General features: G+C 49.4%; 23 protein-coding genes. 7 read left to right on the plus strand and 16 right to left on the minus strand.

Translation table 11 applies throughout. The features are described from left to right. Window position 1 precedes the first annotated feature (1 nt). The 6 genes from rsmB to ACO0LB_RS03690 all read right to left on the minus strand — a co-directional run bounded on the left by rsmB (window position 2) and on the right by ACO0LB_RS03690 (window position 4925). Complete coding sequence (gene rsmB / locus ACO0LB_RS03665) at window positions 2-1330, minus strand: 16S rRNA (cytosine(967)-C(5))-methyltransferase RsmB (protein WP_423046715.1); 1329 nt, start codon at window positions 1328-1330, stop codon at window positions 2-4. Window positions 1331-1421: 91 nt separating this feature from the next. Next, window positions 1422-2060 (minus strand): LysE family translocator, encoded by a 639-nt coding sequence (locus tag ACO0LB_RS03670; protein WP_423046716.1) that lies wholly within the window; start codon window positions 2058-2060, stop codon window positions 1422-1424. Window positions 2061-2107: 47 nt separating this feature from the next. Then, entirely contained in the window at window positions 2108-2995 is an 888-nt protein-coding gene (locus ACO0LB_RS03675; protein WP_423046577.1) for an alpha/beta fold hydrolase, read from the minus strand. 3 nt (window positions 2996-2998) lie between these two features. Then, on the minus strand, window positions 2999-3343 hold the full coding sequence (locus ACO0LB_RS03680; RefSeq protein ID WP_423046579.1) for a DUF1840 domain-containing protein: 345 nt from the start codon (window positions 3341-3343) through the stop codon (window positions 2999-3001). An 83-nt stretch (window positions 3344-3426) separates the two neighbouring features. Next, window positions 3427-3933, minus strand: coding sequence for a hypothetical protein (locus ACO0LB_RS03685; RefSeq protein WP_423046581.1), 507 nt, complete (start codon window positions 3931-3933; stop codon window positions 3427-3429). Window positions 3934-3977: 44 nt separating this feature from the next. Next, window positions 3978-4925: a DMT family transporter gene (locus ACO0LB_RS03690; RefSeq protein WP_423046583.1), complete on the minus strand. Its 948-nt coding sequence runs from the start codon at window positions 4923-4925 to the stop codon at window positions 3978-3980. A 389-nt stretch (window positions 4926-5314) separates the two neighbouring features. Between ACO0LB_RS03690 and ACO0LB_RS03695 the strand changes: the two genes are divergently transcribed. After that, a complete protein-coding gene (locus tag ACO0LB_RS03695) occupies window positions 5315-5671 on the plus strand; it encodes a hypothetical protein (RefSeq protein ID WP_423046585.1) in 357 nt (118 codons plus the stop codon). Between the two features lie 19 nt (window positions 5672-5690). Then, window positions 5691-6197 carry a GNAT family N-acetyltransferase gene (locus ACO0LB_RS03700; protein WP_423046587.1) on the plus strand — a complete coding sequence of 169 codons (507 nt, stop codon included), beginning with the start codon at window positions 5691-5693 and terminating at the stop codon, window positions 6195-6197. Between the two features lie 94 nt (window positions 6198-6291). On the opposite strand, the gene ACO0LB_RS03705 is transcribed toward ACO0LB_RS03700, so the two are convergent. Further along, complete coding sequence (locus ACO0LB_RS03705; protein ID WP_423046589.1) at window positions 6292-6540, minus strand: DUF1161 domain-containing protein; 249 nt, start codon at window positions 6538-6540, stop codon at window positions 6292-6294. Between the two features lie 369 nt (window positions 6541-6909). Between ACO0LB_RS03705 and ACO0LB_RS03710 the strand changes: the two genes are divergently transcribed. Continuing rightward, window positions 6910-9078, plus strand: coding sequence for a PAS domain S-box protein (locus tag ACO0LB_RS03710; protein ID WP_423046591.1), 2169 nt, complete (start codon window positions 6910-6912; stop codon window positions 9076-9078). An 8-nt stretch (window positions 9079-9086) separates the two neighbouring features. Here ACO0LB_RS03710 and ACO0LB_RS03715 read toward each other — a convergent pair whose 3' ends face one another. The 5 genes from ACO0LB_RS03715 to ACO0LB_RS03735 form a co-directional block, all read right to left on the minus strand. Then, the gene (locus ACO0LB_RS03715) at window positions 9087-10322 is read right to left on the minus strand and encodes a DUF1501 domain-containing protein (RefSeq protein WP_423046593.1); all 1236 of its coding nucleotides are present in this window, start codon (window positions 10320-10322) and stop codon (window positions 9087-9089) included. 179 nt (window positions 10323-10501) lie between these two features. After that, window positions 10502-12106 carry a DUF1800 domain-containing protein gene (locus tag ACO0LB_RS03720; RefSeq protein WP_423046595.1) on the minus strand — a complete coding sequence of 535 codons (1605 nt, stop codon included), beginning with the start codon at window positions 12104-12106 and terminating at the stop codon, window positions 10502-10504. A 158-nt stretch (window positions 12107-12264) separates the two neighbouring features. Beyond that, window positions 12265-12993 carry a DUF2076 domain-containing protein gene (locus ACO0LB_RS03725; RefSeq protein ID WP_423046597.1) on the minus strand — a complete coding sequence of 243 codons (729 nt, stop codon included), beginning with the start codon at window positions 12991-12993 and terminating at the stop codon, window positions 12265-12267. A gap of 133 nt (window positions 12994-13126) precedes the next feature. Beyond that, on the minus strand, window positions 13127-14881 hold the full coding sequence (locus tag ACO0LB_RS03730) for a GspE/PulE family protein (RefSeq protein ID WP_423046599.1): 1755 nt from the start codon (window positions 14879-14881) through the stop codon (window positions 13127-13129). 181 nt (window positions 14882-15062) lie between these two features. Further along, window positions 15063-16586 carry a YifB family Mg chelatase-like AAA ATPase gene (locus tag ACO0LB_RS03735; protein ID WP_423046601.1) on the minus strand — a complete coding sequence of 508 codons (1524 nt, stop codon included), beginning with the start codon at window positions 16584-16586 and terminating at the stop codon, window positions 15063-15065. A 173-nt stretch (window positions 16587-16759) separates the two neighbouring features. On the opposite strand from ACO0LB_RS03735, the gene ACO0LB_RS03740 reads away from it, so the two are divergent. After that, complete coding sequence (locus ACO0LB_RS03740; protein ID WP_423046603.1) at window positions 16760-18358, plus strand: glycosyltransferase; 1599 nt, start codon at window positions 16760-16762, stop codon at window positions 18356-18358. On the opposite strand, the gene ACO0LB_RS03745 is transcribed toward ACO0LB_RS03740, so the two are convergent. The 3 genes from ACO0LB_RS03745 to ACO0LB_RS03755 form a co-directional block, all read right to left on the minus strand. Beyond that, window positions 18339-19004: an acetyltransferase gene (locus ACO0LB_RS03745; protein ID WP_423046718.1), complete on the minus strand. Its 666-nt coding sequence runs from the start codon at window positions 19002-19004 to the stop codon at window positions 18339-18341. The genes ACO0LB_RS03740 and ACO0LB_RS03745 overlap by 20 nt on opposite strands. 20 nt (window positions 19005-19024) lie before the next feature. Beyond that, the gene (locus ACO0LB_RS03750) at window positions 19025-19867 is read right to left on the minus strand and encodes a 3-keto-5-aminohexanoate cleavage protein (protein WP_423046605.1); all 843 of its coding nucleotides are present in this window, start codon (window positions 19865-19867) and stop codon (window positions 19025-19027) included. A gap of 239 nt (window positions 19868-20106) precedes the next feature. After that, window positions 20107-20346 (minus strand): accessory factor UbiK family protein, encoded by a 240-nt coding sequence (locus ACO0LB_RS03755; protein ID WP_423046607.1) that lies wholly within the window; start codon window positions 20344-20346, stop codon window positions 20107-20109. Window positions 20347-20821: 475 nt separating this feature from the next. Here ACO0LB_RS03755 and ACO0LB_RS03760 point away from each other — a divergent pair, with 475 nt between their 5' ends. The 3 genes from ACO0LB_RS03760 to ACO0LB_RS03770 all read left to right on the plus strand — a co-directional run bounded on the left by ACO0LB_RS03760 (window position 20822) and on the right by ACO0LB_RS03770 (window position 23523). After that, window positions 20822-21568 carry a TorF family putative porin gene (locus ACO0LB_RS03760; protein ID WP_423046609.1) on the plus strand — a complete coding sequence of 249 codons (747 nt, stop codon included), beginning with the start codon at window positions 20822-20824 and terminating at the stop codon, window positions 21566-21568. Between the two features lie 15 nt (window positions 21569-21583). Then, complete coding sequence (locus ACO0LB_RS03765) at window positions 21584-21922, plus strand: P-II family nitrogen regulator (RefSeq protein ID WP_110254759.1); 339 nt, start codon at window positions 21584-21586, stop codon at window positions 21920-21922. Window positions 21923-21999: 77 nt separating this feature from the next. Then, window positions 22000-23523 (plus strand): ammonium transporter, encoded by a 1524-nt coding sequence (locus ACO0LB_RS03770; RefSeq protein ID WP_423046720.1) that lies wholly within the window; start codon window positions 22000-22002, stop codon window positions 23521-23523. Window positions 23524-23811: 288 nt separating this feature from the next. On the opposite strand, the gene ACO0LB_RS03775 is transcribed toward ACO0LB_RS03770, so the two are convergent. Further along, window positions 23812-25080: a tetratricopeptide repeat protein gene (locus ACO0LB_RS03775; protein ID WP_423046611.1), complete on the minus strand. Its 1269-nt coding sequence runs from the start codon at window positions 25078-25080 to the stop codon at window positions 23812-23814. Window positions 25081-25319: the final 239 nt, after the last annotated feature.

Consider the following 25319-nt stretch of genomic DNA (forward strand, 5'->3'; position numbering starts at 1 on the left):
GTCAGCTTTCCAGCGGTTTTTGAAATAAGGCGTAAAACAGGCCGTCATGTTCAGTCGATACATCATCACCGTTACCTTTGCTATGAATGGTCGCTAAGGTCGGAAGTAATTGTCCGGGCGCATCCAGTCGGACTGCTCCGTGTCGCTGGACGAAAGCAGCGGCCTGATTTTCTGATTCCAGCGGCCAGATTGAGCAGGTAACCATCAGCATTTTCCCACCGGGTTTCAGCATACGCCACAGATTGTCCAGAATGCGGGTTGACAATGCTGCCAGCTGTGCCGTGTCGGTTTTACGACGTAGCCAGCGACTGTCCGGATGACGTCTGACCACACCTGAGGCGGTGCATGGTACATCTGCCAGAATGCGGTCATACGCTTGTCTGTCCCACCATCCTGAGCGGCTGGCATCACCATCTTTGATCGCGGCAAACAGTTTCAGGCGTGCCAGATTGTCGTGGATGCGTTGTATTCTGGCCGGATCAGTATCCAGTGCCAGTAAATCAATCTCTGCCAGCTCCAGTAAATGTCCGGTTTTACCACCGGGTGCAGCACAGGCATCGAGTACTCGCATGCCGTCTTGCACATCTAACAACGGTGCTGCCAGCTGTGCTGCTGCATCCTGCACCGAGACCATGCCGTCTTCAAAACCCGGAATCTGCACTACGGGAACAGGCTTGACCAGACGAACAGCATATGGTCCGATCTGGGTCGCATCAATCTGGTGACTTGCCAGCAGACGCAGGTATTCCTCTACGGTGCTTTGACGCCGATTAACACGTAAAGTCAGTGGTGGTGGGCGATTACCCGCGTTCAGAATGGCTTGCCAGTGGTCAGGATAGGCGGCTTTACACTGATCTATCCACCACTGCGGATAGTTCCATGCAGCAGCCGGTTGTTTGATGACCAGTTTGAGCAGCTCATCCTGTTCGCGCAGGAAGCGACGCAGTACTGCGTTCACCATGCCCTTGGCAAACACCATGTGGGAGCTTGAACTGGCGGCGGTGACAGCCTGATCCACGACGACGAAGGCTTCGTAAGGCGCATCTTCGCCATCGACCGGCACCAGCAAGGTCAGCGCGCAGCATAGCAGGCCGTACAGCAAGGCTGGTTCAGGTGTTTTATTGGTCATGACCTTCATCAGGGCATCAACGCGACCTACCTGACGCATCGTGCGATAGGCGATGTCCTGTATGGCACCGCGCGCTTGCGGTGTGGCATCTGTCTGGGTAAACACTTTCGCCAGTGCCTGTGGTAATGCTGTTCCTTCGAGTACAAAAGCGACTGCCTGCGCCGCACCGGCGAGGCTGAACGCCAGTGAATCTGGTTTCATCTCTACCAGTTGGAATTCCGGTACTGGTGTCGCGGCCGGACGTGTCGGTCTGGCGGGCTTGCCCAGTATTTTTCTTGGTTGTTCTTGCATATTAGTTCTTTGAAAATGCCAGCTTGATGCCGAGTGCCACAAAAGCACTGCCTACAACACGTTCCAGCCAAAGCTTGATATGCGGATTGCGGCCTGCGCGGCGCGCTAGTGTACCAGCCAAAAAGGCAGTTCCACTATTCCATATCGTGCTCATGATGACAAAAGTCGCTCCCAACAACAAAAAAGCTGTCGTTTTATGCTCAGTGTCAGTACTGACAAACTGAGGGAAGAACGATAAAAAGAACAAAACAACCTTAGGATTGAGGATATTCGTCAGCACCGCTTGCCAGAAAATCTTGGGCAGAGGGCGATTATCTTGCAATATCGGGCTCTCTGTCGGGCGTATGGGTTTGGTCATCACCATGCGTATGCCGAGGTAAATCAGGTAAGCGCCACCAGCCATTTTTACCAGCATGAACGCGGTGGCGGAGGTGGCAATGATGGCGGTCAGGCCAAAGGCGGATGCCACCGAGTGAAACAGACAACCAACAGAAATGCCTAACGCGGAAACCATGCCTGCGGCGCGTCCCTGCGCTACGCTGCGGCCAATAATGTAGGCAGTATCGGGGCCGGGAGTGGCGTTCAGCAGCAAAACTGCGACGCAAAATAAGCCAAAGTTAACAATGCCAAAAGTATTCATCATCAGTACTTGTTTATTGTTGTTTATATCGTTGTCTGATTCATCGCTCAGGCTGCTTTCTGAGTTGTTTCTATCGGAGTGAAATGTTGTTGTTCCAACCAGGTGCGCAGATCGTCGAATACTCTGGTGGCATCCAGCTCATTAAAGATTTCATGATAAAAACCTTCATAAAAATGTGCGGTGATATTGCCGGAGAGCGATACCTGTTCCAACCATCGTCGGCTACCAGCCGGATCGACCAGATGATCATCTTCTGCCGCCAGTAACAAGACCGGGATCTGTAGTTTGCTGGCATTGGCGTGTGTATATTCCATTGCAGCCAACATGCTGCCAAGTAGTCTTGCACTGATTTTTGGATGCACCAGATGATCATTCTCGTAAGCCCGGATGACTTCACCATCGTGCGACAGATAGCGGGTTTTGAGTCCGTTTGGTATGCCGACGCCTGGAATCAGTGCCGAGGCGATTTTTAGCAAGCCTTGTTGGAACTGCGACATCTGAATCGCCAGCGCTGGTGACGACAGGATCAGTCCTTGCAAAGGCGCCAGGCCTTCAACAGCAAAGCGTGCCGCGAACAGCCCGCCCATGCTGTGTCCCAGCAGTAGCGGTGGTTGCGCGAGTTGCTGGCTGAAATCCGCAATGAGTAGTTGTGCATCGGACAGCAGTGTGGTGTTGTCCGGTACATCACCAGCACCACCACCTGAGCGGCCATGACCCCGATGATCGTAGGTACGCACAGTAAAACCCAGAGCATTGAAAAACCGGGCAACATGGGCATACCTTCCACAATGTTCTCCCAGACCATGCATGAGAACAATGCCTTGTTTCGCCGTGCTATCTTGTGCCGCACTGACAGGCCAGTCACGCACGAACAGGCATGTGCCGTCAGTGGCCCGGTATTCAAATTCTCTGGTGCCTTCGATGTGCGATGTCATGGGTTACACCCCCCACATCACTTCACGCTGCATTTTGTGCGCTGCATGCAGCATTTCCAGTACCGGAAACGCTCTGGTGGCAAAACTCACCGGCTCCGGGGCTTCATGTTCGTGGTCGTCGCCATCGGCGTTGTGATGCGCATTGACATCACGGCTGACTTCGTCTGTGATCGGATGGGCTTTGCTTTCGGCCACTGCTGCTTCAATTTTTTGTATTGCCTGTGGCAGTTCTGCCGGGGTGATGATGCCGCGCTCAATATCCTTGTGGAGCAGATCCAGGATGCGCCTTGCGTGTTCCTTATACATAGTGACTTCAGTCGCAGCTTTGGATTTAAACGTGATCAGCATGGTCATTTCTCCTCTTGTTGAAGGCTTGTATCGACGAGCGAAGTACGGTTCCTATCATAATCCCAAAATGAGGTATCCGTGTTTCAGTTTGTTTTGAAAGAGGTCATAAACGTGTCGATCACGTCACGGGTGACAGCTTTTTCGGGACCCAGTATGACAGCCTGATACACCCATTGCCCTTTGGTGATGAAGCGCGCTGCCATCATGACGGCTTCACCGTTTTTCAACTGGCCACGGACTTCAATGTCATTGCTGGCATTCCCCGCCTGGCTGGTATTGGTGTTCAGCGAGCCTTGTATATTGTTGATCATGCCTTTTTTCATGGCCTCTATCACGATGCCAGCGTCACCGGGATTGCTGAGTTTGGCGCTGCCGACCGCAAAGTTGACGCCTGCCACTTCGCTGGCAGTCATGTTCATGTGCAGGGTGATTCCCTGTAATTGCATGTCTTTTCCTGCGCTGGCAGGCTTTCCTGGCATCAGTACTGTGTAGGGAGCATCCGTACCCCGGATTTCTCGCCAGTCAAACTTTGGGCTACATGCCATCAAGACAAACATGGACGACATCAGCAGGGCTTTTTTAGTCAACATGAGATCAGTTCAGGTAATCAAATAGTAGAGATAATGAGGGAGTATCAATGCGACACGGGTTGAAATGCTTTCACTGACAGGCTGACCCCTACGCATAATAGTAATACTCCCATGAGTATCTGTGGCGCTGGTACAGTTCCCCTGAGGATAAACGCATACAGCAGTGCCGACAAGGTTTCAAACACAATCAATTGCCCTGCCAGACTGGTAGGCAGGCGTTGACTGGCGTAATTCCACAACAGTGTGCCTAGCCAGGAGGCGAGAAAACCCAGAGTCAGCATGAATAAGATAAATTTTTGTGGCTGGCTTCCTGCCGGAAACGCAAAATTCATTTCAGGATGATGACTCTGGATCAGGCCATATCCAATAAATCCTGACAACGCGAGTGGCAGTGTTGCCAGTCCCTGTGCTGTAGCCCATGTGCCAGAGCCAATATGCGTGTAGATCTTCATATAGCGGCTGTTCATGATCGGATACCAGGTCCAGGCTGCGACGGCGAACAGCGCAATCCCTCCTCCCAGCACATAATCGCGCATGCTACGTTTGCCCTCCATATGTGCCAGTTCTGCGGCATTGACCAACATCAGGCCAATAAAAATGCATGTCAGCGGCAGAACGAGTTTTTTCCATGCGATGGCTTCACTGGGATCGTGCGGTGACCAGTTCGAGCAGATGGCGATCACAACCGGCAACGTGCCGATCAACATGGTCGGCAAAGGCGCGTCCGCCAGTTGTATGGCGGTGGCCAGCGCTGCGTAGTACAGAATATTGCCAACCAGTGCCAGCTTTAATGCAGCGATCCAGTCCTGTCGCCGTAACTGCCGCAGCTTCTGACGGTCAAACCAGGCCGGAACCAGTGCAATGACACCAAAGGCGGCATAACGCCCGAATGACAGGATCAGCCCGGGATAATCAGGCAACATCAGCGGTGTGATGAAGACCAGCCCCCAGAGCAAACCGGCGCCCAGTGCTGCCAGTACACCGCCTAACATCGTGACCTCATCCTATTTGCCTCATACAGATTTTCATTCGATTTCCCTGTGAATTTGATATTCATATTGTTTAACGTGTATCCCACCTATATTCAACGCATATTCAACGTATTTTTGGCACGTATTCAGCCTGTATCTAGCCATATCCTGAGTATTGCCAATACAGTTTCAACGCGTCCTCAGCGCAACATGATAGATGCTTTGCGTCACGTAGGACCATTGACCGTGCAAACAGAGGTGCAATTCCCCTGCTATCCTCAGGATCAAAGCTGCAAAACGATGCCTACACTGCGGTATCATTGTAAAAATTCCATGGTACAAGGCCTTGCCTGAAGTGCATGTGCCTGATTCTTTCGTGTTGTGTCTGATATTTTCTGAGCGGTGTTGCAATGTCACTTCCTTCTTCTGCGGTATGTCTCTTAATTGCCCTGACAGTCGTCAGTGGTTGTGATCGTCTGGGAATTGCGGATCCAGCCAAAGAAGCTGCCATCAAGGAGGCAGACGCACGTGCGACCGGCAGCGCTTGCCGCCATGCGGGTCGCGCAATAGAAGATTGCTACACACTCAATCCCGATGCTGCGCGCGCTGCTGTGTACGCTGGCTGGAAAGAGATGAACGATTACATGCGCGAAAATAAAATAGAAAACGTCAAACCAGAAATCGCCCGTGCGGAACCCGCTGCCAAAGAGGAAGAGGAGGTGAGTGCATCCGCTTCTGCATCCGCGTCCGCCAGTGCAAAAAAATAAGCTATCGTAAGGACTGAGTATGGCGGTGTTAATACGTCCTATGCAATTGCAGGATGTACCTGCGGTGTTTGCGGTGCAGGCTCGTGCTTATGTTCCTGCGATGGTCGAACCGGTTGAACTCATTGCGCAGCGCTGGCATGTCGCTCCGGATACTGCCTGGGTGGCAGTAGCAGAAGGCAGTGTTTGCGCGTATCTGATGGCTTACCCGTCACGCTACGGAAAAATCGCTCCACTGGGCCAGGCATTTGAACCCGCACAACAGGCAGATGCTCTGTATCTGCATGATCTGGCGGTGGATGCCGCGATGGCTGGGCAAGGCATCGGTGTGCAACTGGTGCAGCAAGCGTGGGATTATATGTCGCAGACGGGGATGGGTTTCTCCTGTCTCGTTTCGGTACAAAGCACAAAGACCTTCTGGGAGCGTCTGGGATATTCGGAGTTGGTAACGTCAAGCCCGGATCAGTTGGCATCGTTGCAAAGTTATACCGGGCCTGCTTATTATCTGGTCAGGCAATTTCCGGGTTGATCTCGTTAAAGTGTCAGCCGCATCAGTTGTATCAGACGTCCACGATTTGACTTACTGACAAACACATCGTGTTCAGAATCGCAGACGCAGACATTTACTCATCGGCTTTATTCGCACGTTTGTCTTTCTGATAAATGATTTTCTTTTTCCCACCTTCGCAAACACCGACGACACGCAACTTCGTTGGTGTATCCCTGGAAACCACTTTCAGCGTGTAATCACTGACACCCTTGCTATCAAGTCTGGCATCCACTTTATCTTTGATGGTCTCGCAAGAAGTAATGGCAGCACCAGCGGATATGCTACATAGCATCAAACTCAATGCCAGGCTGTTTATCAACATATGTTGTTTCATTTTGCCTACTCCTTGGTGATGGAAGGTTTGTTACTGTGAATGGCAGCGGCTCTGTGGCCGCCTCATGACAGTGAAATTTATAGCAGACATTCCGCATTCTTTACAATCGCTGTATCGTAATTCTTGTGGCGGTGTTGTTGCGCGCGGCATTTTATGTCGCAGATGCTGGTCACCGTGCCGGAGGTATGTTAAGAAGTTGTCTGGCAGAATGCTGGCAGCGTCTGCGTACCTGATCAACATGGATATACCAGCGAGCCGGAGAAAATCTTCCTATGACATCTTCGGCAGAGTATGCTTTCACTTACTTCTGTTCATGGTGTAAAAGACACCAACTACTAAGGACACAAGCAATACAACATGAAAAAGGTCGTTACCTATACCAGTCGCCTGACGATTGCACTTGGCATCAGCCTGATTCTTGCTATTGCACTCGGTGCAGGATTCTCTATCTGGATGTTGCGCCTGCAGGAAATTTCGAAGTGGGAAAAACAAACGGAAACCTTTTCCCTTGTGCTGGCCGAAAATACGATCCAGCAGATGGATTTTGCTTACACAGCACTCAACAGCATTACTGAACGTATTGAAGATCGCTGGAGTATCAGTGCTGAATTTCTGACGAGCCAATTGGCAAATAATGATTTTCACCAGTTTTTAAAAGAAAAAGTAACCATTTCACCAGCGATCGATGTGATTTCTGTGCTGGATGTGAATGGTAACGTGATCAATACCTCACGCAATTTTCCAGTGCCGACATACAGCCTGGCGGACCGCGATTATTTTATTGTCCAAAGGGATAATCCTACCCAAGGCGTTTACCTGAGTTCAGCCGTGCGCAGTAAATCAACTGGTCGCTGGACATTTTTTCTGAGCCAGCGCCTGACCGGCAGTGACGGTGAATTTATCGGTATTGTCATGCTTGGTTTATCGCCGGTTTTTTATTCCCGGTTTTACGAAAAACTCCATGTCGGTGAGCATGCATCAATTGCTTTGATGAGGAATGATTTCACCTACCTGGCGCGCTGGCCTGAGCATGACGATGTCATTGGTAAAAAGAACCTCAGTGGCAGTACTTATCAGGTCATTCATGAACAAAAGAAAAAAGCGGGAGTGCTGATCGGCACACAACCCAGAATGTCCTACGATAACAAGGTAGTCACTCGTCTGGCCGCAGTGCAATCATTGGACAAATATCCATTAATCATCAATTTTTCTGTGGATGAGGATATGTATCTGGCGGACTGGCGCAAGATCAGTATCGGGGTCATCGTCATTGCGTTAGTCTGTATTCTTGCCGTGATGGCGGGGTTTGCGGCACTCGTGGTGTTATTACGCTTACGCGAAGCGGATATGAAAATCACCACGGAGTTGAAGCAAAAAGCTGAAGTGATCAATCGTAATCAGGCGGGCTTATTACAGAGTCTGACGGAGCAGAAAAAAGCATTAACAGAATCTTCCGAACGGCTGGAAGCGATTTTTCAGAATGCTCCCGATGGAATCATCATGATCGATGATCAGGGTCTGATCGAAGCACTGAATCCTGCGGCGGTCGCCATCTATGGTTATCCACCGGACGAGGTGGTTGGCCGCCATGGAAAACAGTTTTCACCACCGCATCAAATAGATTTATTGACTCTTGCCATGCAGCAGGAAGAATTTTTACGCACTGGTCGCCTCCATATGGAAGTTGAACGTATGCGCAAAGGTGGCAGTATGTTTCCGGCTGAATTATCGATCAGCGAATATTTTCTGCTTGGGAAGCGCAAGCTGATTGTGATCGTACGGGATATTTCTGAGCGTCGGAAGATCGATAAAATGAAAAGTGAATTCATTTCGACGGTCAGTCACGAACTCCGCACGCCGTTGACGGCCATCCGGGGCGCTTTGGGATTGGTGGTTGGTGGTGCGATGGGGACGCTGACGGACAAGATGGCACCCTTGCTCAGCATCGCCTACAAGAATAGCGAAAGCCTTACGCGTCTGATCAACGATTTATTGGATATACAAAAAATTGAAGCCGGAAAGATGGATTTTGTGTATGAATCCGTTTCTGTGCAATCGTTGTTGCAGACATCCGTGAGCAGTAATCAGACGCTGGCGCATAGTCTGGGTGTCAGTATCGTCTTTAACTCCACCAATAGCGATGTGATGATTCAGGTAGATACCGGGCGTTTTCAGCAAGTCATGGCAAATCTACTGTCGAATGCCTGTAAATATTCTCCTGCTGGTGGTGTGGTGCGCGTAGTGTGTCAGCGTCCTGATGAACACCACATCCGGATTGAAGTAATCGATCGCGGAAGTGGCGTGCCGGAAGGTTTTCGCGCTCATTTGTTTGAAAAATTCTCTCAGGCTGACGCTTCCGATACCCGTGCCAAAGGCGGCACAGGTCTGGGGCTGGCGATTTCTCAGGCGATCGTTGCGCAGATGCGTGGTGATATTAACTATTACATGGAACACGACAGTAGCGGCCAGAGCACCCATTTTTATATCGAATTTTCCGTCGTACCGGCGGCATCGCCACAGGTGTAACCGACCACCTATATCAAGCCGAGATCACGGGGTTTTACGCCAGCAAAAATTTGCTCGCTCTGACGTGGATTGAGCCCATATAAACGCGTGAACAAGCCGCCGAGCACGGAGCGGTATTCATTCAGAACCGGATAATCACGATTCTGAAACAGGGTTTTTTGCTCGATTTTTTGCTGTTCACCGGCAATACGGCCACCTTTGACATTACCGCCGAGCACCCAGTACACAGAACCGTGGCCATGGTCGGTACCACGTTTGCCATTTTCACGGAAAGTGCGGCCAAATTCACTGATCACGACCACCGTCGTGTCACGCCATGCACTTCCCATTTCTTGTCGGTATGCCGCCAGACCTCGCCCTAATTCTTCGAATTTAGATGCCAGTGTGCCATTGGCTGCGCCTTGATTGACATGCGTATCCCATCCACCGATATCGATGAAGCCCAGTGCATATTTGTCTCGCATCAGTTTGGCAATACGTTGTGCTTCCAGTTCAAAGCCTTTGGTAGAAATGGCATTGCGGTTCGCTGTATTCATCTCTTCGCGCATTTCGCGTGCCAGATCTTCGCGCATGGTAAAGCCCTCGTTGACGGATTGCGCCAGCGTGGTTTGCGCATACATACTGGTGATCAGCTTGCTCTGGCGTTGATCTACTGCAGTCTGATTGACATTACGTAAGGCAGTATTGGCAACCTGAGCGCTTCCCTGCAGGATGAGAGGTAACTGGTCGGTAAATGACATAGCATTGATTTTATCGTTGCCGTTGCTACCTCCACTTCCGTTCACCAGCACGGACGCCAGACGGTTCAGGAAGCCGGAATGAAAATTCCTCGTGCCCTGTAAAGCCTGCCCCATTTCTATACTGTCCTGAGTTTCGAAATGGCTGCGCGACAGATCGTCCGTGCCAGCAAAAGGGATCAGGGCTAATTCACCTTGTTGAAACAAAGGGTACATCGTATCGCGCAAGGCTGGATGCAGACCCCAGTCCGCATTTAGTTCCAGTGCGGCACTCAGATCCGTGCCGGGACGGGCAATGGCGATGTTAGGTCTGGCTTCATAATAAAACTGACTGGATGTGGGAATCAGCAAGTGACTTGCATCATATCCTCCTCGCAAAAACACCAGCAGTAAGCGTGGTTGGGATTTGGCATTCGCCGCCATAACTTGCCCGCTGATTCCCATACCTGACAATGCAGTGAGTGCCGGAATGGCTGCCAGACTTTTTAATAGATGCCGACGTTGCATGATGACTTCCTGCGAATTGGGTCAATAAAAAAACAATAATCAATCAGAACTTACGCAAAACCGCCTTGGCGTTATTGGTATTGGTATCTGGTTCCTTGTTATGCAAACCAGGTACAAGCTCGTATCGCCCTTGCACCATGCTTTGCATGGACATGTTGCGCCACTCCTGCTCAGCAGGATCAGTGTCGCATCATTTCCGGCGAAGCAAGAAACAGCGCATTCCATTCCTGTGGTGAGGCAGCCTGTTTCAGAATATCCTGTGTGCTGGGACTGAACTGTTTGCTCCATTGATTCACATAATGTGAACTGGCCAGTGCAGGCAATGGTGGCTTGTCTTTGACTGGTGCATCGCCTTTGAATAAGCCGGGGCTACCGCCACTCATTGCTTTGGCCAGATCAAAGCGCACCGCCATCTGACCCGGACTTGCCCAGGCGCTTTCTGCCATGGAGTAGCCATCCGGCGTTTGTCTGCCATTGAGTGTTTCGCCCATCATCGTTAACCAGTTCAGCATCGGTGCTGTATTGACGATGACGCTGCCATCGTACGCCAGACGGATTGCCGAGAGCATGTAATGTATCGGGTCTTTGAATTTTTTTCCTAGCGAAGCGGTGAATTCAGTGCTGTCAAACATCGTGCGCAAGGTGAGCGGAATATTCCCGTCACTACGCAGGAAACTGCCTGCCATTGCTGTGACCAGCGCCTCTGAAGGCGTATCGGAGACCCAGAATACGGCCAGTTTATGACTGATATAGTGGGCAGTTGCAGGTTGTTTGCAAAGCAGGCGGATGACTTCATCCACTTCAGACAAACCTTTGCCCTGTATGTTGATGCCAAGCAGGTGTTTGTCGCCAAAGTCGTGACGATGTGGATGAAATTCAGTCAGTCCCTGCCTGACATATAATTTTTCCAGTCCGGGTTTCAGTTTTGGTATATCACTGCTTTGATTCACGCCCAGACCGGTCAGCACCCTTGCCAGTTCCTGTACGTCGCTCTGAGTGTAGCCGCTGTTGACCCCCATGGTGTGCAATTCCATTAACTCACGAGCGTAGTTTTCGTTAATGTGATTGACGGCATTATGTTCATTATCGAGATAACGCAACATGGCCGGATGCATGACCGTGGCACGTAACAGATCGCGGAAATTACCCAGAGCATGAGGACGAATTGCGTGTTCTTCAAAATCCCCCAGCATGGCGCGCAGGTTGTGTTTGCCGCTATGTATATTGAAATGATTCATCCAGAACCACGTCATTTGTTCCTGAAGCTGATTCGGCGAATAAATACTGCGTAGCAGCGAACGACTTGCTGCTTCCCGCGCCAAACGGTTCAGTTCTTGTTGATATTCTTTACGTAACCGGTCATCCACGCCTTTTTGCTGTTCCGCCGTAATGCGTCTGACCTCCAGTTCGCGCATCATCGGCTCAAATGCCTGTTGTGAAATACTCATCGCGTTGATCTGCGCCTGCACCGCCGTCGGCAATATGGCGTAACGCCCGCGCAATTGCTGGTCCAGATAACGATCCATACCGATCGCCTGCACTTGCAGGGTGGCAGAAAAATTATTACCCCACGTCAGGCGATTCAGTAATTGTTCCGATGTGATACCCGCTTTGGTCAGCGTGTTGCCAACCGGAGGTAATGGCTGGTTGATCGACTCACCCGATGGCGGACGTACTGATGGCGCGGCGCAGGCTGCCAGCAGACATGCCAAACCTGCGCAAAAACTACGTCTGTGCAATGGAGGCGCATTGGGCGGGCGATTCAGCGGGGGATTCATTGGCATTGCCTCCGTGCAAGATGTTGACCATACCAGTCTACAACGCCAAGCAAGCGGAACGGTGCACCGATCTGTGTTGGGGCAATGTTATTTTTAGTAACGCGCTGTAACAGCAGACAAAGCTGCTGTCATGTCAGCGCGTTGGCACATCAGTAATTTATCGATCAGATGATGTCAGTATCATCAGTCATGTTGTCAGAAAGAGCAGTCTGATCCTGATCAAAATAACCTGGCAGCAGACCGCCATCACTGCTATTCAGATTTGATGCCGCACCATCTGTGGCATTGTGGTGGCTACCATGTCCCATCATGCTGTTGATGCCCTGATACAGAAACGCCCCTGCCGCAACGCCAGCAGCGGTGGCTGCTACCGTACCCAGAACATTCCCTGTATTGCCGCCAAAAAACCCTGAAGGTGCTAGTTGTGCGGCTGGCTGGGCAGCAAACGCAGTACTGGTCTGACTGGGAGAGGTGTTGTAGGTGTTGCCGTACGATGGCAGAGGAGTGCCGGTGACCGAGGTCGTTGCAGAAGGCGCAATGTTCAGGGGACGGCTACTGGCGCTATTACCCCAGCCACTGATGGCTGGATCGAGAAAGCTGGTATTGTTAGTGTTATTCGCGCTGCTGCCTGTGTTGCTATTTGTGTTACTGATGGCGGCGTTGAGTGCTTTCAATTCGTGAATTTCAGCTTGCAGGCTGGCGATCTGGCTGTTTGCGTTTGCCATCGCCTGATCCAGCAACAAAGCGCGTTGCACGAGCAAATAAGCCGCATCTGGTTGTTTGCTGACAGCATCACTGATCAGGGCTGATGCTTGCGCATCTTTGTTGATGCCTTGTACTTTGACTAACTGATCTAAAAACTGACTTAAAACCTGATTTTCTTGAGGGGACATAGAATACTCCTGAGGTAGTCTGACCTCCCCTATCTGGTTATCTAAATACGATTTTCAATACTGCGCATGAGGTTTGTAGCTCGGAAGTCATTTCTGGCTTTATGTTGCGTCTTGTTTATCTGTGGCATGTCTCTTACATGCAGGCTCGATAGACTTCAGCGATAGAAATCTTACCGCTGCGCGCCTGTTCGACGCCATTGACTGCCAGACTGGTCATACCATTGCTGAGTGCCAGATGACGGTATTCATCGTTGGCTACGCCCATTTTTACTTGTGCCCGCAAGGCGTCGTTCATCACTAATAATTCATAAATTGCCAGCCGGCCCTTAAAGCCGGTCTGATGGCAGCTCTTGCAACCACAGCCACGATAAAATTTTTCATTGGCATCCAGCTCCAGATTTTCGCGCATGATGGGAGAGATTTCTTCTTCTATCAGGCAATCGGGACAATTTTTGCGTACCAATCGTTGTGCCAGCACGCCGATGACTGCCGAACGTATCATGTAGGGCGCAATACCGATTTCCATCAGGCGTACCAAGGCACTGGAGGCATCGTTCGTATGCAGGGTACTCAGCACCAGATGTCCGGTCAATGCACTTTCTATGGCGATTTTGCAGGTTTCCACATCACGCATTTCGCCGATCATGATGACATCAGGGTCGTGCCTTAATATATGGCGCAGAGCTTGTGGAAAACCGTAATCAATAACAGGATTGACCTGAATCTGGCGTGTATTCGAGAGTTCGTATTCAATCGGGTCTTCTACCGTAATGACATTGATATTTTCTTTTTCGATTTCCTGCAACGCGGCATACAAAGTGGTCGATTTGCCTGAACCCGTGGGGCCGGTAACCAGAATAATGCCGTAACTGCGATGGATCAGATCAAGAAAACGTGCACGATCATTGTCCTTAAAGCCGATATCTTCTACCGAGCGCAATCCCTGACTCTTGTTCAGGATACGGATGACGACACTTTCTCCGTATTGCACCGGAATGATGGAAATACGCAGATCCACTGGCTGTGATTGATCTTTGATGCGTATGCGTCCATCTTGTGCCAGACGATGCTCCGCAATATTCAGACTCGAGAGGATTTTGATGCGACTGACAACGGCAGGTAACAGATTGCTGCTGAATGTCCGGATATGCAGCAGACTACCGTCGACCCGGTACAGCAGTTCGAAGCTATGTTCTCCGGGACGGATATGAATATCCGATGCGCGCTGGTTGATGGCATCCTGAATAATGGAGTTCAGTAATTGCACCAGTGGTGCTTGTTTGGCTAGCTGTTCTGCGTCGTGCCAGATACGCTGTTCATCAATCGGATCGGGGGTAGGAATGTTCAGTTCCTGTACCGTTTGCGACGCCTGATAGTTGATACGGATAGCGCGTTCTAATTCCAGTTCATTACAAATGATAAATCGCACCGGGTGCTCTACCGTAAAACGTAGTAACTCCAGTGTTTGTGAACTGGGAATCGCGTGTGCTCCCAGCACCAGGACGCCGTCATGCATCATCAATGGCAAGACATGCAGATTGCGTGCGAGTTCGAACGGAACCAGACTGGTGATTTTGGTATCGAAATCAAATTCTGATAGCGACGCTTGTGGTAAATCCAGATGATTCAGCACAACACGGTCAATATCAGCTTTCTGGAGCGCACCGCTGTCCAGCAAGATATCTCCCAGTTTTTTGTTGGGAGACATTTGTTGCGTGTGCAATGCTGAGCGCAGGGTTTCACCCGAAATCAGTTGTTCATCGACCAATAATTGACCGAGTTTTTTCTGATGATGAATATTGTGCGTGTCGAGTAAGTGCTTTAATTCAACCGTATTGTGCGCGACATCGGGTTCGCACCAGATACTTTCTGCTTCCTGCAACTCCATTGCCAGAATCTTTCAGATCATTAATTTGAAAATAGTCTGGCACAAAACTGGGTATATCAATGTCAAACATCTTTTCTTAGTCGCTGTTTGACCGTGAATTGGTCACACGCATCCCTGTTTGGTTTGATGAGTGTTGAGCTTCTGTTTACCGACTTGCAGTTCAATACAACAACCCAAGAATTTATTGCTCCCTCAGCGCGCGGCGATATTGAATCGCTTCTGCGACGTGGGCAGAGCCGATGTGCTCCTGCGCTGCCAGATCGGCAATGGTACGGGCGACTTTCAGCACCCGGTGATAGGCGCGCGCGGACCAGTTCAGCCTGGTCATCGCATTGCGCAGTAATTGCACCGCTGCTGCATCCGGCTGGCAATACTGGTCAATTTCTGATGTGGTCAGCAAATAATTGGCTTTATCCTGCCGTTGCAACTGCCGTGTAAACGCTGCTTCTGTCCGCGCATGGATTTCTGCACTGGATTCGCCGTCAGCCTGCCGTAGCAAATCTTCTTGCGGCAACGCGCCAACCTGAATCTGTAAATCGATGCGATCCAGCAAGGGGCCCGAAATCTTTCCCTGATAGCGGCTGATGACATCCGGCGTACAACGACATTTCCCGTTGCTATGGCCGAAATACCCGCATGGGCAGGGATTCATCGCGGCGATCAGTTGAAAGCGCGCCGGAAAATCCGCTTGTCTGGCGGCGCGTGAAATCGTAATGCGCCCTGACTCCAGAGGCTCGCGCAATACTTCCAGCACTTTGCGGTCAAATTCAGGCAGCTCATCCAGAAACAGGACGCCGCGATGTGCGAGAGAGATTTCTCCGGGACGCGGTGTGCCGCCGCCGCCCACCAGCGCCACTGCAGAAGCCGTATGGTGTGGCGCCCGGTAGGGTCGAGCTTTCCAATTCAGAATGGAAAAACCAGACGTCAGCGATTGCACTGCCGCAGATTCCAGTGCTTCCTGATCCGTCATGGCTGGCAAAATGCCCGGAAAACGTGCTGCCAGCATCGATTTTCCTGTTCCGGGAGGCCCGATCAGCAATGCGGAATGCCCTCCGGCTGCGGCTACTTCCAGTGCCCGTTTAGCTTGTAGCTGACCTTTCACTTCTGAAAAATCAGGATATTGCGGTAGCATCCTCTGAGACGCGGGACGATGGCGGCAGAGCTTACTGTCATCAGCTAGCCCGGCAAAGTGAGCACATACCTGTAACAGAGAGTCCGCGGGATAAATCGTCGCATCGCTGACCAGTGCTGCCTCATCCGCATTGGCGCGGGGCAGGATAAATGCTGCTTGTCGCTGCGTATGCTGATCGGTTTTGCAGATAGCAAATGTCATTGCCAATGCCCCGCGGATGGGACGCAATTCGCCCGAGAGCGACAGTTCACCAGCAAATTCGTATTGATCCAGCGTATCAGCCGGAATTTGCCCTGATGCAGCTAAAATTCCCAATGCGATCGGCAAATCAAAGCGCCCCGATTCTTTTGGCAAGTCAGCCGGAGCCAGATTGACCGTAATACGCTTGGCGGGAAACTCGAACCGGGCATTTTGTAACGCAGCCCGGACACGATCTTTGGATTCCTTGACCTCAGTTTCTGGCAAGCCAACAATCGTAAACGACGGCAACCCATTCGCGAGATGAACTTCCACCGTCACTTGCGGTGCTGTCATCCCATTTAATGCACGACTTTTCAGGACTGCGAGGGACATTATCAGAGTAAATATGAGCAAATTGGCATAATAGCAAAGTACTGAAAATCAGGCTAAAACTATCAATGGTTGAGGCGTCAATCACATTGGTGCTGCTTGTCGGCATGAGGGATTCACCGTACCCAACAGATGCAGGGATTACAATGATTTATTTGAGTCCAGTAAGTTTTATTATGTCCTCCATTTCCACGCCATTATTCAATCAGACATCGGAACAATGGTCACTATTAATTGACGTCATTGATCGTACATGCAGCAATCCGTCGGGTAGCCATTGCTGGCTTGAACTCAGCCAGAGATTGAGTGCCATCAGCGATGAGTCAGTCTTGCAGAAAATCTTACAATCGCTGGTAAAGTCGATTCCTGATCAAGGAATTTCAGGGTTTTACCTTGCAACCTTACTGGATCTTTTTACGCATGACCGTATCTTTCTTAAGAGAGCACGTGCTTTACTGAAAACAATGACGCCGTTTGATGCAGACAGAATGTCGGCGTTTTTTAATGTTGCGGTACAACGCGCGTTAATGTGTTCTGGTCGTCGTCAGAATTTCAAAGATTTTTTAGAAGATGTCGGATTGGTTGAGCTGTCTCAGGATATTGCCAGGCATTTGGAAAAACAGATTGTCATTAATATCGAACCAAGACCAGTTTCTCATATTAAAAAAATTGCCATTGTCGCACCACAATTACGCAGTATGATACATCCTCCTACGCAAATGGCACTGCATCAGGCTGAATTATTAAGCAGAAATGGTGTTGAAACTCGATTGTTTTCCTGCCAGGAAGGAGTGGGGCCTGGATTTGATCATTTGTATGGCACAGGGGCATCAGAGAAAACCTTTCAGGTTGATTTGCAGCCATGGCTGACATCTGTTGGCGCAGGAGTTACTGTCCATTTGGGAGATCAACGCTTTTCACTGATGCGGCGTTGGCTCGATATATTGAAAGAAATCACCTTATTCGCCCCTGATCTCATTTTATTTGTTGGTCTGCATTCAGGCCTACTTTCCTCGCTGTATAAAAAATATCCTATTTTGGGATTAGGAACTAATTCAGTTCCCCCCATGGTTCCAACAGATGTCTGGCTCTCTTCCGACAAAAAATTATCTGGACTTGATTCTTCAACGTGGGGTGACGTTTTTCCTGCCAGTCTGGCGTGGTATCACCCTTATCGTATTCAACGTAAGACCATGTCGGCGCGTTTGACGAGAAGTGAATTAGGAATAGATGACCACAAATTAGTGCTGATTTCTTTAGGCAGTCATTTGGATTCGGCCATACAAGGATTATGGGCCAAAAAAATGTGTCAGCTAATAAACGAGCATGCCGATGTTGTCTGGCTGATGATTGGCGGTGCAGGACGGTTTCCTGTAGCTCTTCAGGGCATACAGGAAAGTCGTTTGCAGCTCATGCCCTACACAATTCAGGTGCAAGCCTTCATGATGGCGAGTGATATCTATGTCAATCCACCGATCATGGGCGGTGGATTTTCAGTAGCAGAAGCCATGCAGATCGGTTTACCTGTTGTGAGTTTCGCAGATTCTGATGGTGGTGACAAAGTTGGTGATATGGCGGTGACTGATATGGATAGTTATTTCGGACTTTTACGCAAACTGATATCCGATCGGCCTCTTCGAGCAGAAATGGGCACACAGCTTCAACGACAATTTACGCAGCAACTGGATCTCGATCACTCTGATGCCAGCTTGCTCAGAGCATGTGCGATAACTGCTCAGAGGTACAACCAGCGTATTATTTCAGTGTCTTCTTGAATTTTGCGGGTATACCAACAACCAGAACATCATCGGTCACATCTGCGGTTACAACCGCACCAGCACCAATGAATGCATGGTTTCCTATCACCAGACGTTCAATGAGTGTCGCCCCTATTGCAACAGTAACACCACGTCCTATACGGGATAAGCCTCCCAGATTGGCGCCGGGTTGTATGCGGGAAAATGCACCTATCGATGTATCGTGTCCAATAGTGACGCCCCGATTGACGAATACATGGTCTTCCAGCACTGCGCCAGGGCCGATAACGCTGTTTGCACCAACAAATACTCCTTGGCCGATTGTCGCCATTGGAGAAACGTAGGCCGTCGGATGGATCAGTGTGTGAAAATTGAATGCGAAACGGTTTGTCAGTTCAGTTGCCAATATTTCGCGTGTGGGAGTTGTTGGACCTAAAATATATTTTTCTCCCTCCGTCGGTAAAAATGCGTCGAGTTCTTGCACTAACGGAGTTGCACAATGTTGACTTAACATTTTCAGTCGTTCGTCAAGCCCGATACTTCGTTCATCGACTGCTTCAGGAAGGTGATGGACGATTTTTTTAATACCTATTTTGTTTGCCAGAGCGCAGTCAAATAAGTCTGACAAGATGTTGCTGCTGCCAAAAATCACTAATTGATTCATTGTCAAATATTACTCAAATATTATTCAGATGCTGGAAGTAAGCCCAACTGTTGACGGGTTTGTCTGGCAGTGGCTATCGGGCGTCCTAATATGTTCGCTTGTTCAGTGATGCGCTCAACAAGTTGAGTATTACGTGCTAATTGCGTACGTTCGTCAGTGAGCCATAAATTATCTTCCAGTCCTACCCGTACACCATTCCCCATAATGATTCCCAATGCATTCGCCTTCAACTGAAAACGACCAATTCCACCAAGTGACCATATAGAATGGGGCGGAAGGTCGTTAACGATGGTCGCCAGATGCAATAAGTTCAGTTGAGCTGTGCCTGGATTGCCAAGCAGAATATTAAAATAATAGGGAGCTTCAATTAAGTTTTTTTCTATGAGTATCTTGGCAAAGTGAATCATGCCAAGATCAAAAACTTCCAGCTCTGGTTTAATTCCCCGCTCTTTCATGATTTCTGCCAAACGCAAGATTGTTTGGGGTGAGTTGACACTTGCCTCTTTAGAGAAATTCATCGAGCCTAATGTCAGGCTGGCCATATCTGGTTTGTATTGTTCTTCCAGATATAAAGTACTGGCACGTTTTTCCACATCATGAACAATTCGACCACTCGTCGTTGTAATAATAACGACTTCGGGATGCTTGTTTCGTATTAAAGAAATAATATTCTGGTAAGTACGAATATCTTCTGTTGGTCTGCCATGCAAGTCGCGCGCGTGTAAATGCACCATGGACACTCCAAGATCAATACAGGAACTGACATCTGCAAAGATTTCTTCTGGAGTAAGCGGAACATAGGGTGTCTGTTCCTTTGTCGGAACCATTCCGGTAGGTGCTAAATTGATGATGAGGGGCTGCATAATCAGAAAAAGCTGGTTAACTTTGGTTTGTAGAATTCACTAGATTGTATCTGCATTCTGTCGTCAGCCATGCGGGTCATTTTTATGTCACGAAGTAGTCCAAAATACTGACAAGTCGTATTTGCTGTTACTGGGATCTGCTCTGACAGCAGCCATTCCATGATCTTTTCATAACGAATCAAATATTCTACACACCTCAGCATCGTTCTTTTTGGAAAAAAAGACGATGCCGTTCTTCATTATTTGTTGATTTGTGCTTCAAGTGCGGCAACGCGGGCTTCCAGTGCGTCGAGTTTGGCGCGGGTTTTGGCGAGTATCTGTGCCTGGATATCAAATTCTTCTCTGGTGACCAGATCGAGTTTACTGAATCCCTGGCTCATCATTGCTTTGACATTTTTTTCCAGGTCTTTGGCTGGTGAGCTTTCCAGTGCCTGACTGATTTTTGCCTGCATATCATTAAAGAAATTTTGCTTTTCCATTATCGTTCTCGATTCATCGTCGTTATTCGGGTTTGCTGAGTCAGCATAGTGACATTCCGCTTAAAAATGGTGCAGATCATCGTATGCCTTTATCTGGTGCTGCATTAAATTGGTGCATCAAAATGAGGCATGCAATGCTTTTCTATGGTCTGCTGACCAGACATGGGTGAAATCATAACGCATACCAGCGATGGCGCATACGAAACCATAGAAAACCTTGTGGCACCGCAGAGTGCCTTTTTATCTATGAAGAACTGCACGAACGTATCAATATTTTTATTGTTTATTTCTATTTTTTTCAGAGTTGGCACGACTCCTGCTAATACCGATGTAAGCACTACCAGGATGTAAAAACAAAAATCGCGCATTGATACAGGGTGCAATCAGGTGCTGTTAATACCTTGAATGTACTGAGAACTTGGTTTTTTTGGTTTGTATTTTATTATTAAAGTGTTCATCTCAAAGGGGAATCGCAATGAAAAAATTATTACTCGCAGCAGCAGTTGCCACAACATTTGCCAGCAGTCTTGTTCATGCGGAAGATGCCAAACCTGATAACGAAGTCAGCTTCAACGTTGGTGTTGCAAGTGAATACCGCTATCGCGCGATTTCACAATCGCGTCTGGATCCAGCGCTGCAAGGCGGTGCTGATTATGTGAACAACCCAAGCGGCTTCTATGCCGGTACATGGTTGTCTTCCATCAAGTGGACAAAAGATGCAGGCGGCAGCGGTGACGTTGAGTGGGATTTGTATGCGGGTAAAAAGGGCGAGATCGTCAAGGACGTTTCATATGACGTCGGCGTGCTGTCCTATATCTATCCATCCAATGGCCTGAATAAAGTCCCTGGTTTTGTTGATGCTAATACAACAGAAATTTATGGCCAGGTAGGATACGGTCCTGTGTATGCGAAATACTCGCATTCTGTGACGAATCTGTTCGGTTTTGTGAACAGCAAAAACAGTGGCTATATTGATCTGGGCGCAAATATCGAGTTGCCGGAAGCCTACACGTTGAATTTGCATGTTGGTCGTCAGATCATCAAAAACAATTCTGCTTATTCGTATTCCGACTGGAAAATCGGCGTTTCTAAAGAATTCTTTGGTATCACGTTCAGTCTGGCAGCGTTGGGAACGAATGCTGACAAGAATTTATACGTCACACCAGCAGGAAAATTTACTGGTAAAACAACAGCGGTTCTGACCGCAGTGAAAACCTTCTAATTGTCAGAGGCTAGCATGAAACTGATTACCGCCATTATCAAACCCTTCAAACTCGATGAGGTGCGTGAAGCCTTATCCACCATCGGCGTGCAAGGGATTACCGTCACCGAAGTCAAAGGCTTTGGTCGTCAAAAGGGCCATACTGAGTTGTATCGTGGTGCTGAATATGTGGTCGATTTTTTACCAAAAACAAAAATCGAAGCTGCCGTTGATGATGCGATTGTTGATCGCGCCATTGAGGCAATCGAAACTGCCGCCCGCACAGGAAAAATTGGCGACGGCAAGATTTTTGTCTACGACCTGCAACAAGTTGTGCGTATTCGTACCGGTGAAACCGGCAACGACGCACTCTAACCAGCATTCAGGGAGCTCACATGAAAAAACTATTTAAGACGATGCTGGCAGCCAGTGCGCTGCTGGTATCCGTAGGGATGACTTCTGTTGCCGTAGCAGATGATGCACCTGCCAAGGCAGAAGCGGCATCAGCAGCGTCTGTCACGGCTGCTGCCCCTGCGCCAGCTTCGGCACCTGTTGCTGCATCCGCTGCAGTAACACCGGCGGCACCAGCAGCGCCAGCGGTTGCCGCTGATCCTGCTGCAGCGTCGGCTGCTGCTGCACCGGCACCTGTACCAAACAAGGGCGATACGGCCTGGATGATGGTATCGACATTGCTGGTGATTCTGATGACGATTCCGGGTCTCGCGCTGTTCTACGGCGGTCTGGTTCGTTCCAAAAACATGCTGTCGATTCTGATGCAGGTATTCATGATCTTTGCTGTGATCATCGTCCTGTGGTGCATCTATGGCTATTCGCTGGCATTTACTGAAGGTGGCAAGTTCATCGGTTCGTTTGACCGGGCTTTCCTCAACGGTATCTGGGACCCTGCCAAGGCATCGTTCACAACGGCTGCGACTTTCAGTAAAGGCGTCGTGATTCCTGAGTTTGTCTACGTCGCATTCCAGGCAACGTTTGCTGCGATCACATGCGGTCTGATCATCGGTGCGTTTGCAGAACGTGCGAAATTCACAGCAGTACTGTTGTTCGTTGTATTGTGGTTCACTTTCAGTTACCTGCCAGTGGCACACATGGTCTGGTTCTGGACTGGTCCTGATGCGATTAAAGACGCGGCAACATTGGCAACTGAAACAGCAAAAGCAGGTTTCCTGTTCCAAAAAGGCGCTCTGGACTTCGCAGGTGGTACGGTCGTACACATCAACGCAGCGGTTGCAGGTCTGGTTGGTGCGTTCCTGATTGGCAAGCGTGTTGGCTACGGCAGAGAAGCAATGGCTCCACATTCCCTGACAATGACAATGATCGGTGCGTCTCTGTTGTGGGTGGGCTGGTTCGGTTTCAATGCGGGTTCCGCACTCGAAGCTGGTGATGTTGCGGCTCTGGCTTTCGTGAATACATTGTTGGCGACTGCGGCTGCAACGGTATCCTGGGTATTTGGTGAATGGATGTCCAAAGGCAAGCCTTCCATGTTGGGTGGTGCATCTGGCGCGGTAGCAGGTTTAGTCGCTATCACTCCAGCCTGCGGTTTCGTTGGCCCTATGGGTGCTCTGATCATCGGCTTGCTGGCAGGTATCGTTTGCTTGTGGGGTGTGAACGGTCTGAAACGCCTGATCGGTGCTGATGATTCTCTGGACGTATTCGGTGTACATGGCGTTGGTGGTATTCTGGGCGCATTGCTGACAGGTGTATTCGCTTCTCCTTCTCTCGGCGGCCAAGGTATTTTCGACTACGTTACAAACAAAATGTCCGCTGATCCTTACTCTATTATTGATCAGGTGACAACACAGGCAACAGCAGTCGGCACAACGATTATCTGGTCTGCGATCGTATCGGTTATCGCTTACAAACTGGTTGATCTGGTCGTTGGTCTGCGTGTACCTGAAGATGAAGAACGCGAAGGTCTGGACATCACCAGCCATGGCGAGTCTGCATATCATTCCTGATCATGTAGTAATCTGAGCAAGAGTATGTTTGGCATGTGGCAGAGCGCACAATGCTGATTTGACAGGCAGTTTCACTCACAGGTGAAACTGCCTTTTTTCATGTCGCTGCGTTTCTTTGATTGATTATTCTATCTACTTACTCCTCTACTTTCGCAGCAACACAGCACTCCTGCACCAGCAGTCAACACATTCCGGCATGTACTGAAAAACAAAAAAACGCGCATCCAGTCAAGGAAGCGCGTTTTTGTGGTGTCCTGTAGCCTGTCGCAAGCAACAGGCTGTCAGCCATTATTTACTGGCAGGCTTACGTAACAATAGCCACATCCGTCCAAGGTCTGCTGCACCATCAGCACCCTGAATGGCTTTAAAGCTTTCAATAGCTTTGTCGCGCTTACCTGCCTGCAGATACGCGATACCCAGATGCAGACGCGCTTCATCAACCGATTTCAGGCCGCCTTTGGCAATACCTTGCTCAATCAGAGTAATACCCTTGTCTTCCTGATGATTGATGACATAGTTGTAGCCGATATTGACCAGACCTACGCCGGTTTTTGCCGACTTGGCAGATGCTTCACCTGCATCCAGTGTTTTGGCATCCTCTGCTGCTTGTTTATTCACACGGTCACGTAATTGTTTGTGCTTGGCGGCTTCTTTACCCGTACCCAGTAAATTTGCTGCATAGCCTGCATCAACGGCTGTTTTTGCTTCTGCTGGCAAACCTGCCAGCAAGGCCAGTTCTGCCATTTCTACATATTGTGCCGGATCGTCCAGACTTTCTGTTGCCAGCAACAGGCGATACAGATCCAGACGCAGGCGATCAGAAAAACCAGGTTTGTGCTCGATGCGGTACAGTAGATCAGCCCAGTAATCTTTTTGTGGATAATGCTCCACCATACGTTCCAGTACTGTCGCATAACCCGCATTGTCTTTTAACTGCTGGTAACTGCCGCCAAGCAGACGCAAGGTTTCCTGAGTGGAAACGCGACCAGCTTTGTCATCTTCTGCAATCTGTGTTTTTAATTCCTGGATCGCCGCAGTGAAATCATTTTGCAGATATAAGGCGCGTGCCAGCAGATTGTGCATGGCCAGACTACTGTTGTCCTTGCTCAGATAACGACGTGCCCATGTAGTTGCTAGATCGTATTTTTTTTCATTGAAATAGGTACCTGCAACGGCTTCTGTCAAACGCAGTTTTTCTGGTTCTTTCAGAAAATCGGTATTGATCATGTTTTCAAATGACTGCGCCAGCAAGGTCGTGTTGTTGGTACCAGAAGCCAGCACAGCGCGCATACGGTCAATCGCAAACATCTCGTAAGGTGTTTTATTTTCCATCGCTGCCAGCGCATTAATTTTTTCTTGCGCTTGCGGATATTGCTTATTGGTCAGCAATTCCTGAATGTCGTTGAGCGGTTTGCCCATTTCCGCGCGTACCGTCAGCTGTTTGGTTTTGTCAGCAGCGTCGTCGGCAGCGATTGCTGCATTGCTTGTCAATGTCGAGAAACCTGAGCCAAGGGTCGTCAGCATCATGGCAGCAAACAGGTAAGAGATTTTTTTCATGAAATATCCGGGTAAGAAATGAAAATGACCGCACCAGCAAAACATGGCAGTCTGACGTCGGTCACGTCTGGCGCTGATGTATGTAGATAGGCTGGCATACGGAATCGGACATTATAGCCGAGCGTTTGCAGCTGTCTGTAACGTACTGAAAATTCCCTGACTGGGTAGAAGAGTGCTTGTTGATCAGGATTGTCACATGGCGTCGTCATCAATTTTTTATTACGGATGACATTCTTGAT

The sequence above is a fragment of the Undibacterium sp. SXout7W genome (assembly GCF_049339385.1).
Taxonomy (GTDB): Bacteria; Pseudomonadota; Gammaproteobacteria; order Burkholderiales; family Burkholderiaceae_D; genus Undibacterium.

Coding starts and splice junctions, on each gene's coding strand:
- ACO0LB_RS03740 (WP_423046603.1), top strand. CDS start 16,760: ATGTCCTCCATTTCCACGCCATTATTCAATCAGACATCGGAACAATGG.
- ACO0LB_RS03760 (WP_423046609.1), top strand. CDS start 20,822: ATGAAAAAATTATTACTCGCAGCAGCAGTTGCCACAACATTTGCCAGC.
- rsmB (WP_423046715.1), bottom strand. CDS start 1,330: ATGAAACCAGATTCACTGGCGTTCAGCCTCGCCGGTGCGGCGCAGGCA.
- ACO0LB_RS03770 (WP_423046720.1), top strand. CDS start 22,000: ATGACTTCTGTTGCCGTAGCAGATGATGCACCTGCCAAGGCAGAAGCG.
- ACO0LB_RS03705 (WP_423046589.1), bottom strand. CDS start 6,540: ATGTTGATAAACAGCCTGGCATTGAGTTTGATGCTATGTAGCATATCC.
- ACO0LB_RS03745 (WP_423046718.1), bottom strand. CDS start 19,004: ATGAATCAATTAGTGATTTTTGGCAGCAGCAACATCTTGTCAGACTTA.
- ACO0LB_RS03675 (WP_423046577.1), bottom strand. CDS start 2,995: ATGACATCGCACATCGAAGGCACCAGAGAATTTGAATACCGGGCCACT.
- ACO0LB_RS03750 (WP_423046605.1), bottom strand. CDS start 19,867: ATGCAGCCCCTCATCATCAATTTAGCACCTACCGGAATGGTTCCGACA.
- ACO0LB_RS03710 (WP_423046591.1), top strand. CDS start 6,910: ATGAAAAAGGTCGTTACCTATACCAGTCGCCTGACGATTGCACTTGGC.
- ACO0LB_RS03680 (WP_423046579.1), bottom strand. CDS start 3,343: ATGCTGATCACGTTTAAATCCAAAGCTGCGACTGAAGTCACTATGTAT.
- ACO0LB_RS03695 (WP_423046585.1), top strand. CDS start 5,315: ATGTCACTTCCTTCTTCTGCGGTATGTCTCTTAATTGCCCTGACAGTC.
- ACO0LB_RS03755 (WP_423046607.1), bottom strand. CDS start 20,346: ATGGAAAAGCAAAATTTCTTTAATGATATGCAGGCAAAAATCAGTCAG.
- ACO0LB_RS03685 (WP_423046581.1), bottom strand. CDS start 3,933: ATGTTGACTAAAAAAGCCCTGCTGATGTCGTCCATGTTTGTCTTGATG.
- ACO0LB_RS03720 (WP_423046595.1), bottom strand. CDS start 12,106: ATGCCAATGAATCCCCCGCTGAATCGCCCGCCCAATGCGCCTCCATTG.
- ACO0LB_RS03715 (WP_423046593.1), bottom strand. CDS start 10,322: ATGCAACGTCGGCATCTATTAAAAAGTCTGGCAGCCATTCCGGCACTC.
- ACO0LB_RS03725 (WP_423046597.1), bottom strand. CDS start 12,993: ATGTCCCCTCAAGAAAATCAGGTTTTAAGTCAGTTTTTAGATCAGTTA.
- ACO0LB_RS03670 (WP_423046716.1), bottom strand. CDS start 2,060: ATGAATACTTTTGGCATTGTTAACTTTGGCTTATTTTGCGTCGCAGTT.
- ACO0LB_RS03730 (WP_423046599.1), bottom strand. CDS start 14,881: ATGGAGTTGCAGGAAGCAGAAAGTATCTGGTGCGAACCCGATGTCGCG.
- ACO0LB_RS03765 (WP_110254759.1), top strand. CDS start 21,584: ATGAAACTGATTACCGCCATTATCAAACCCTTCAAACTCGATGAGGTG.
- ACO0LB_RS03690 (WP_423046583.1), bottom strand. CDS start 4,925: ATGTTAGGCGGTGTACTGGCAGCACTGGGCGCCGGTTTGCTCTGGGGG.
- ACO0LB_RS03775 (WP_423046611.1), bottom strand. CDS start 25,080: ATGAAAAAAATCTCTTACCTGTTTGCTGCCATGATGCTGACGACCCTT.
- ACO0LB_RS03700 (WP_423046587.1), top strand. CDS start 5,691: ATGGCGGTGTTAATACGTCCTATGCAATTGCAGGATGTACCTGCGGTG.
- ACO0LB_RS03735 (WP_423046601.1), bottom strand. CDS start 16,586: ATGTCCCTCGCAGTCCTGAAAAGTCGTGCATTAAATGGGATGACAGCA.